A 9,101-nucleotide genomic window follows, 5' to 3' on the forward strand; every position below is an offset into this window, starting at 1 on the left:
CTCTTCTTCTCATATATGACGATACTGCGGAATGCGTACGATAACTGAAGTGCCGATCCCAGATTGACTATGAATACTGATTCCGTATTCGGATCCAAATAAGAGTTGCAATCTTTCTTGCACATTTTTAATGCCATAACCAGCACTTTCATATTTAAGCATACGTTCAATCATATACGGTTCCATACCGATGCCATTATCCTCCACGGCAAAAACAATATCCTCACCTTGAAGACTTGCCCGCAGGATGAGTTTACCTCGCTCCCCACGCTTCTGGTCGATGCCATGCATGATCGCATTTTCAACAATCGGCTGCAAGATCAAATGGATCATGTCAAATTGAAACACCGTGTCGTCTGCATCGAATTCTACGTCAAAGCTTGTATTGTGCATCGCTAATTGAATATGTATGTACGCTTGGACATTTGCCCATTCATCTTGAATCGAAATAACCTGCTTCCCTTTATTCAAAGTCGTTCTGTAATATCTGGAAAGTTGATTCACCAAGTCACTAATTTCTTGGGCATCGATACGCAGCGCTTTTGAATTAATCAAAGATAAAGAATTGTATAGAAAATGGGGATTGATCTGTGCTTGCAGTGCTTTGAGTTCGGCAGCCTTTTGCGTGATTTTTGTCTGATATACCTCCGTAATGAGTTGATTAATCTGTTTAAGCATCGAACCAAATCGATCGGTAAGCTGCCCGATTTCATCTTTGGAATTCGTTGATACCACAACCGTAAGATCACCATCTTCCACCATCTTCATTTTGGTGTTTAATTTCTCGATTCCTTTTAACATCGTTTCTGAGAACAAGAAGATAATGATACTGAGGAAAACCATGCAGATGAGTACAATGATGCCTGTTGCGCTTAATATATTGCCAATGCCTGTTTTGTGTTGAATATCGGGGACCAAATAATGAAGTATCCAATCGGTTTGAGGAATATCTTTGTTTACAATGAGATAGGATTCGCCACTTATGGTTGCTTTGGACGTACCCTTCCTTGAAAGTGATTGAAGTTGAACATCATCCATCTGCCCAACATGCTCTGTTAGAACGGGCCGATTCTGTCTATCGGTTATGATGATGCCATTCCCTTCATTCACCTTGCCAATGAAATCACCGAAGATTTTGTTGTAATCAAATCGGACATAAAGTTCACCGCTCACGGTCCGAAACTCGATATTGTGAATCACTCGTGTGGCGAACAATTCACCTTCTTCGAACCACCACTTGGTTGTATCACTGCCCTTTGTCTCTAGATACCAATCCTTATCCTTAACGGCTGAAGAAGGAGAAATGAAGTTTCCTAATTCAGATTGCCGACTCTCGGAATACAACATAATCTCATTCATATCTCCAACCATATACATCAAGTTAAAAAAAATAGGTTCAATTTTATCACTCAGCGTCTTAAATTGGATGTACAAATCCTGATTCGGGTTACTCATCAACTCAATGACCGCTGGATGGAAAGCAATCGATTTCATTGACATTTCCTGCCTCTGAAGTCGGTAACTAATCTCGAGTGTGACCTTCTTCGCCTCGTTATCCGCGCTTTGCATAAACTGGCTTTCCAATGAAGATTTGGAACTCTGGTAGGCATACAAGCCCAGTACAATGGTTGGCAGGAAGATGACAATCACATAAGAAAGCAATAATTTCTGGCGCAGGCGGAGATTACGGATAAATTTGAGCAGAGTCAACTCCTATCCCCCCCCTCCCGATATTGAACAGGAGTCAAGCCGTTATATTGCTTAAACATTAAATTAAAATAGGAAGTGTTAGCGAATCCAACGGTACTGGCAATATCAACAACTTTAATCGTTGAATCACGCAGCAGTTCCTTCGCTCGCTCCATTCGAACGGCTGTAATATATTTGACTAGGCTTTGGCCTGTACTTTTTTTGAACAGAAAGCTTAAATAACTTGGCGATAAAAAGACGCGCTTGGCTAAATATTCGACCCCAAGATCACTCCCGTATTCCATCTGGATGAGCGTCTGTACATCTTCTATCACCTTGCGACATTGATCATCTGTCGACGTTTCGATTCGCAGCAAATGTTCCTGAAATACGGATAAAATGACTTGCCGGAGCTCAGTAATCGAATTGCAAAGTGCGATTCGCTCCAAACCATCCTTTAGTAAAAGGACGTTTTTTTTATCTTGAGAATCTACGATTCTTTTCATTATCTCTGTAAATAAGAGTTTGGCATACATAGAACTGAAGCGCTTACTATTTCGCATACTCGTAATGAGAAATTCTATTCGATGCTCAAGTGTACGATATTCTTTTCGTGCAATGGAAGTATAAATATCCTTCAGCATAAGCTCTAACGATTCGTCATCTACATGGTCATAGATGCTTGCATCCTCTTTGGAACAAACGACACTGTTATCCATAAAAAACCGAAAATTCATTAACTCTTCCATTTGAGTAAACTCGTCATGAAGTCCATCTAGCTTATTGATCGGACTACCAACGATAATGAAACTTCGCCGATCGAAGCGAATCTCCAGCCATTCTCTAACCCCGTCCCCATATGCCATAAGCTCTTGCTGGTTATCGCTGATCGTTGAAGCTGGATCAATAGCAACTAGCATGATGCTCTGATATTCATTCATATTTAAAAAAAGCATCTCATGTTTACAAGTCAATTGAAGGAATTCGAACACTTCTGTATAATGCAGATCAAAAAAATGATCTACTAATCCAATCATCATCATATACATCCGCTTATTTGCCAGCTGACTTAGACCCGCAAAAGCTGCCCGCTCCTCGTAATGGACGTCTCTCTCACGACCTTGAAGAAGATCAAACAGGAGCTTTTCTTTCTCATATGCCACTCCTTTATGAAAGCCTTTGATCAGCCGCTCATCTTTCTCCCTCTGAAGTCGTTCGTCCTCTAGTATAGCGATGATGGAATGGAATACTTTGAGGAATTCCTTCACATCGATCGGCTTTAACATATAATTAACCGTTCCAAGCTGAATCGCTTTTTGTGCATATTCAAATTCCCCATAAGCACTGTAAATAAGCACCTTGAGATCCGGAACGACTACTTTTGCCTGCTTAATTAACTCTAGACCGTCCATGAATGGCATGCGAATATCCGTGAATAACAGATCTACATGATGGCCCCTTATATATTCCAGCGCTTCTTCCCCATTATTGGCCTGAGCAACAGAAAATGGTAGAGCATGCTTATGAATAAGCCATTCAATGGCATCGATTTCTGCTTGTTGATCATCGACTACTAGAATATGATACATATTTTCCTCCCTATCCGTTCGATGGATTTACTCACTTCTTGCGGATACTCACTACAATGCAAAGCATAGCACACTAGGTATTCCAATTCATACCATGTTATATTAAATCAAAATCACATCGTCTGGTTCTTATTTCCAGATGAATTCTGTTAGGTTTCGAAAAAATCTGTTATTTCGATGAAAATGATATTTATACTACACTGAACTATGAAACGAACGATCTAAAATTTGGGAGGTCTTTGTATGAAGAGAACATGGGTAGTCTCCGCGACCGCTATGCTCACCTTGTCGATCCTATTTACAGGCTGCAGTAAGAACAGTACAGACAACAGCAGCACAGTGGGAAATGTAACACCGAAGGATGCAACGGTCAAGAAAGTGAAAGTCAGATTATCGTATTGGAACAAAGAAGACAGTGTAAAGACACTTCTGCAATTATTCAAAGATAAACTTCCCGATGTCGATGTGGAGTATCAATTCATCGATAACAAGACTTACCCTGATGTCATCAAAACACAACTTGCAGCAGGCGAAGGTCCTGACATTATCGGTGGAATTATAGACGCGAATACCGTCAAGGCAGGTTACTTCGAAGATTTAACAGAACGCTACGCTAGTAAGTATTATGAAACCGGCACGTCCACCGTAACATTTGATAATAAACTGTACGGGTTGCCGCAAGCGAGTTGGTTTAACGGGGTTTACTATAACGTTGATCTATTCGCCAAATATAACCTGAAAATACCAAAATCGCTTGATGAGTACTTCCAAGTCGCAGACGTGTTGAAGAAGAATGGCATCAAACCCCAAGCGATCGGTCTAAAGAATCCTAACGTAGCGGGCCAGTCCTTCCTCGGTCTCGCATTAAATGATTATATCGGTACAACGGAAGGCAAAAAATGGAATGAAGATTTTGGCAAAGGAACTGCGAAAATGGTCGATGCGCTGGAGCCTGCTTTGACGACGTGGACGGAATACTTGAAACACGGTGTCTTCACCAAAGACATGCTTGGGCTTGAAGAAGAACAAGCCATTGACGAATTTACAAGCGGCAAGGCAGCGATGTTCCAAGCAGGACCTTGGTACATGGATACCTTTAAGCAAAAAGCGCCTAACATGAAGATTGATATGTTCCCGAACCTGGGGACAAAAGGCGGTCTGGGTTGGATGGTCGGCGGTCCAGGGGTATCGTTTGGTTTGAATGCGAAATCCGATGTCAAAGACGCAGCGTACAAGGTGCTTGACCTGTTATCGACACCAGAAGGTCAGAATGCTTACTGGGCCGATAATAAAGGCGGTTCATCTTTCTTGAAAGGGGTTACTTTTGAAATGCCAGCAGAGTACAACGGTGCTCAAGAAGCTTTCAAGGCGGGCAATGTCATGTACCCTGTTAATAATTGGGGCGTTGCTGGTGCTGCCTTCACAGATCTAGGAAAAGGTATACAAGAACTCATAGCCGGTATAAAAACACCTCATCAAGTGCTAGAAGCGGTAGACAAGAAAGCAGCTGAACTACTGGAGAAATCTAAATAGGCCGTATAAATTACAAGGGGCAAAGCGATTTGCCCCTTGTACATCCTATAAGCTAAAGGTTGTTGTCCATGAACAAACCAAACATGTTCAAACGAGAGATCAATTATGTTCTGCTTCTGCTTCCTGCCTTACTTATTTATTGCACCTTTTTCATCATTCCGACGTTAAAGACCGCTTTATACAGCTTTACAAACTGGTCGGATGTACATCCGGTCGTTGTCAAATTTGTTGGTCTAGACAATTATATCGCTCTATTTAAAGAATCAATCTATTTGACAGGTATTCGTAACACGTTAATATATGCGGTACTCGCGATGCTTGGGCAGAATATACTGGCCATTCCATTAGCGGTCTTCCTCAATAAAAAATTAAAAACAAAAAATCTGCTTCGGGCTGCGTTCTTCCTTCCCGCGGTGTTCAGTGTATTGGTTATCGGTTATCTCTGGAATTTTATGTACTCACCCTCCGACTTTGGCTTGATTAATCAACTTGTCGTCGCTCTTGGATTTGAACGCATCAATTTTCTCGGAGATCCTCATCTTGCACTCTATTCGGTCATCATCGCCTCCGTATGGCAGTGGGTTGGTTACACGATGGTTATTTATTTGGCCAACTTGCAGAGCATCTCAACAGATTATTACGAAGCGGCGAAGATTGATAGAGCGAGTGGGCTGCAAATGTTCCGCTATATCACACTTCCTCTCCTGCTTCCGGCGATCACTTTCAATACGGTAATGGGGATGATAAACGGCATGAAGGTATTTGATATTGTTTATGCCTTGACTGGCGGTGGCCCAGGGTATTCTACGGAAACGATCGTATCACTCATGCTCAAGAAAGGGCTCAGTGAAGGTTTCTATAGTTACGGAGCCGCATTCGGTATCGTCTTCGTTATTCTCGTTGGCATCATCACCTTTATTCACATGTCACTAATCAAGATGTGGGAGCGGCGATAATCATGAATCGATATTCCAAAAAAACTGCTGTCACGGAAATTATGATGCTCGTCTTAGCGGCGATTTTTATGATCCCTATTTACTATTTGATCATCACGACATTTAAGACGCCAGCTGATGCGGTCGCTCATCCGATGGGCCTTCCCGTTAATATCACGTTCGACAATTACATTCGCGCCTTTAAGGCAATGAACTACTTGCATGTGCTCGGCAACAACCTGATCATTACGATTTCCTCCGTTGCGGGTATTGTTATGTTCTCTACGATGGCTGCTTACAGCTTGGTGCGACGCACGAATCACTTCAATCGGATCGTGTTCCTGTTATTCATGGTTGGGATGATGGTACCGTACCAAATGGGGATCTTAGCCCTCTATAAACAGGTCGCCCAGCTTGGGCTTATGAATACCCTCACTGGCATTGTTCTTATCGAAATTTGTTACAGCCTTCCGTTCTCTATCTTCTTAATTAAAAGCTTTATCAGCTCTACCGTTCCATTTGAGCTGGAAGAAGCGGCAAGAGTAGACGGTTGTGGAGTTTGGAGAACCTTTTGGCAAATTGTATTCCCGCTGCTTACGCCGGTGATTGCCACTGTAGCGATTTTGAATACGCTTGGTGTGTGGAATGATTTCATGACGCCATTGTTGTTCTTGCAATCCCGTTCAAAGGGTGTATTGCTCTTAGAGGTGTTCCGCAATATTGGGCAATTCTCGACCGACTGGACGAATTTCTTCCCGATGATGCTCCTGGCGGTTGCACCACTCATTCTGTTCTACATTTTCATGCAAAAATATATCATTAACGGCATCACGTCCGGCTCGCTAAAGGGATAGGAGCTTAATGCTTTGCAAGAGAAAGCCTTTGAAGCTGAATACTGCTACTCCTAGGTTGTTACTTGAGACGAATACATGAAAACCCTGATCCGAATGGAGCAAGGTTTCAAGTATTCGTCTTTTTCATTTCTTTTGATCCGGAGCCGTACGGATGTCTCCGAAACATTCCTCCGTTGCCTTCAAAAGTCTTTTTTGAACTATCGTTCCTCGTTAATTGCATCCTTGCCCGTTTAGCTAAACGACTTCTTTAAGTCAATTCTTGCATAAGGTGCCGTGGGTTCTCCTCAGTCAATATTTGCGATATACCATTTCCCCTGTTTGTTCTTGAGCGATGTAAAGATGTAGTTCCCGTGTTCGATGATTCCTGAATTCAGGGTGTAGAATCCTATAGTGATGTTTTTCCGGCCCGTCGAATCGTCGTAAGGTTCGATGTGGACCAGTTGAGTGAAGCGGTAATGAATCTTTGATTCGATGAGAAAATCCAGGTAATCGGCATTCTCATCCATTGTCGAGCGCAGAACCGACTTGTCTTTGTCTGCAATGGCTTGCATTGCTTTCTTCACCAGCTGGATCACCTCTTCTTCATCGGCATCGGAGCCTTTCGGGAAAATAATGGCGACCCCCGGCTGGAATGACAGGATATCTGGACCTTTCCAGCGAATATCCGCTTGCTGTGATTTTGGATCCCACTTTTCTTTAGCGCCGAAAGCTTGAGATAGCAGGTCGAGAGAGATATAGGTTTTGCCACCAGAATAAAATGGCGCCGCATGCAAAGTTTCGTTCGATCCATCCACATTTGCCTTAAAGCTGTCAACATCCAGTCCGAGATAGTGATCTGCCTGATGAACATCAATGTGTCCTTTATTAAAAATTATTTCTGCACCCATGACACTAAACAGTTCCCTCATCGGCAGAAATACAATGCCTTTCCGCAAAACGGGAGCAGACTCAAGTTTCAACGGTTTGCCATTCCATAACACGGTTATACCTCTATTCACTTTGGCGGCAGCGAGAGCGACGTTGTTGTTTGGGCTGCCGTGCTGGTAATCTATATTCAAGAAAGTAATTGCCATAACGGCGGCGGTTGTCAAAACTCTCGCCAGCACGATCAATTTTCTCTGTAGCATTCTCATAAACCCCCTCATTTCCGAATTTATTGTCCAGAGCACAATTGCCTCTCCTATATTAGACTTAGCTTGTCTCGACCCGCAGCGTTGAATGCGATGTTGGAACGAAACCGCTGCTCGGTAGTTTTCCCAACAACTTCCTGCTGCTATGTTAGCATACCTTCCCTATTCTCGACAGTAGAAAAGGAAGGTATTTCGCCCCCGTCGAAGAGAGGGAATTTCTTCCTCATGTCGAAAGTATAATCGATATACTTACCAAAGGAGGCATTCCGAAACATCCATGAACGAAAAACGACACTCACCATCCATTCATTCTTCGAAACGATTGCTTATTATCGACGGTATCCCCGGCTCCGGCAAAACGACGGCGGCGACCCGCATTCATAACCGGTTGACAGCGCAAGGCGTAAGCGCAAGATGCCTGCTCGAGCAGGAAGAAAATCACCCTTTGCTGCCGCCCATGGAGCAGTACTATGCGTTGAATACCGCAGAAGGCGCCGACGCCTTCATTCGGCAGCTAGTTGACCGGTACGGCCGGTTCGTCGAGGAGCAGTTAAGCAGTCCCGAAGACATCGTCATTATCGAAAGCGTCCTTTTCCAGGACATTGTCAGCGTCTCGCATCTGCAAGGCATGAATATCGCGCAGCTTCAAAGCTTTACCGAATCGCTGCAACTGTTGTTGATGCCGCTGAACCCTCACCTGATCTACTATTACCACACCGATGTCGAAGGGCAGTGGCGGTACATATGCGGCATTCGGGGCAACGAATGGGGACCGGTCTCCTTTCAATCGGACGAAGATTTCGTTCAGGCTGGTGAGGTGTGGAGCGCAAGCCAGGCATTCGTCCGCGAGGTCGTCGATGCGTGGCCGATCCCGAAGCTGATCATCCAGAACAATGATTATGCGTGGGAAGAGTATGACGGGCGAATCGACGGCTTTGTGTCGGAATCGTTGCTGAGCGTAAGAGACGGCGAGCGGAAGGATCCCATTTTCCCGCCAGTATAAACGGGCTTATCGTAACGGCAAACGTTCAAAAGAATCGGATCAAGTTTTTTTCAACGCCAAATGACAAGAACTTGATCGGATATACGAAAAAGCCCGCATTTTTGATATTATCCCCTTATGGTTGACAGTGAAGAAAAGTCCACTGGTACAATGGACTTGAAAGCTGCAACCGGAGGGGATTTTTCATGGCAAAAAAGGGACAAGTATTCATCCAATACACGGAACAATTAAAAAACGAAGCCATTCGACTTTATGAGTCAGGGGTAAGTTCTCGAGAAGTAGCGAAGCAATTGAATATACGTAGTAAATGTCAGGTGCTCGTTTGGGTTAAGAAGTCTCAAAAAGGAGTTTCGTTAGAAGATGGTCGT

The 9,101-nt window shown here is 43.6% G+C and carries 8 protein-coding genes; 5 read left to right on the forward strand and 3 right to left on the reverse strand.

Going from position 1 to position 9,101, the window contains the following annotated elements; translation table 11 throughout:
* Window positions 1–9 precede the first annotated feature (9 nt).
* Both C558_RS0129510 and C558_RS0129515 read right to left on the reverse strand, forming a co-directional pair.
* Entirely contained in the window at window positions 10–1,710 is a 1,701-nt protein-coding gene (locus C558_RS0129510) for a sensor histidine kinase (RefSeq protein ID WP_018759898.1), read from the reverse strand.
* Window positions 1,707–3,278 (reverse strand): response regulator transcription factor, encoded by a 1,572-nt coding sequence (locus C558_RS0129515; protein WP_018759899.1) that lies wholly within the window; start codon window positions 3,276–3,278, stop codon window positions 1,707–1,709. Before C558_RS0129515 ends, C558_RS0129510 begins: the two co-directional genes overlap by 4 nt.
* A gap of 243 nt (window positions 3,279–3,521) precedes the next feature.
* Here C558_RS0129515 and C558_RS0129525 point away from each other — a divergent pair, with 243 nt between their 5' ends.
* The 3 genes from C558_RS0129525 (at window position 3,522) to C558_RS0129535 (ending at window position 6,600) form a co-directional block, all read left to right on the forward strand.
* On the forward strand, window positions 3,522–4,811 hold the full coding sequence (locus C558_RS0129525) for an ABC transporter substrate-binding protein (protein WP_018759900.1): 1,290 nt from the start codon (window positions 3,522–3,524) through the stop codon (window positions 4,809–4,811).
* Between the two features lie 68 nt (window positions 4,812–4,879).
* Window positions 4,880–5,767, forward strand: a complete 888-nt coding sequence (locus tag C558_RS0129530) for a carbohydrate ABC transporter permease (RefSeq protein WP_018759901.1) — start codon at window positions 4,880–4,882, stop codon at window positions 5,765–5,767.
* Window positions 5,768–5,769: 2 nt separating this feature from the next.
* Window positions 5,770–6,600 (forward strand): carbohydrate ABC transporter permease, encoded by an 831-nt coding sequence (locus C558_RS0129535; protein WP_018759902.1) that lies wholly within the window; start codon window positions 5,770–5,772, stop codon window positions 6,598–6,600.
* A 284-nt stretch (window positions 6,601–6,884) separates the two neighbouring features.
* Here the strand turns inward: C558_RS0129535 and C558_RS0129540 are convergent, their stop codons facing one another.
* Window positions 6,885–7,727 (reverse strand): copper amine oxidase N-terminal domain-containing protein, encoded by an 843-nt coding sequence (locus C558_RS0129540; protein WP_018759903.1) that lies wholly within the window; start codon window positions 7,725–7,727, stop codon window positions 6,885–6,887.
* 280 nt (window positions 7,728–8,007) lie between these two features.
* Between C558_RS0129540 and C558_RS0129545 the strand changes: the two genes are divergently transcribed.
* Together C558_RS0129545 and C558_RS0129550 are read left to right on the forward strand one after the other, a co-directional pair.
* Window positions 8,008–8,733 carry a P-loop NTPase family protein gene (locus C558_RS0129545; RefSeq protein WP_018759904.1) on the forward strand — a complete coding sequence of 242 codons (726 nt, stop codon included), beginning with the start codon at window positions 8,008–8,010 and terminating at the stop codon, window positions 8,731–8,733.
* Window positions 8,734–8,918: 185 nt separating this feature from the next.
* Window positions 8,919–9,101 (forward strand): transposase (locus C558_RS0129550; RefSeq protein WP_018759905.1); only part of this gene is annotated, 183 nt, incomplete at its 3' end.

The sequence above is a fragment of the Paenibacillus terrigena DSM 21567 genome (assembly GCF_000374845.1).
GTDB classification, from domain to species: domain Bacteria; phylum Bacillota; class Bacilli; order Paenibacillales; family Paenibacillaceae; genus Paenibacillus_K; species Paenibacillus_K terrigena.

What these genes read in the sequence shown, in the direction of transcription:
- C558_RS0129515 (WP_018759899.1), bottom strand. Translation starts at nt 3,278, where the DNA reads ATGTATCATATTCTAGTAGTCGATGATCAACAAGCAGAAATCGATGCC.
- C558_RS0129525 (WP_018759900.1), top strand. Translation starts at nt 3,522, where the DNA reads ATGAAGAGAACATGGGTAGTCTCCGCGACCGCTATGCTCACCTTGTCG.
- C558_RS0129530 (WP_018759901.1), top strand. Translation starts at nt 4,880, where the DNA reads ATGAACAAACCAAACATGTTCAAACGAGAGATCAATTATGTTCTGCTT.
- C558_RS0129535 (WP_018759902.1), top strand. Translation starts at nt 5,770, where the DNA reads ATGAATCGATATTCCAAAAAAACTGCTGTCACGGAAATTATGATGCTC.
- C558_RS0129540 (WP_018759903.1), bottom strand. Translation starts at nt 7,727, where the DNA reads ATGCTACAGAGAAAATTGATCGTGCTGGCGAGAGTTTTGACAACCGCC.
- C558_RS0129545 (WP_018759904.1), top strand. Translation starts at nt 8,008, where the DNA reads ATGAACGAAAAACGACACTCACCATCCATTCATTCTTCGAAACGATTG.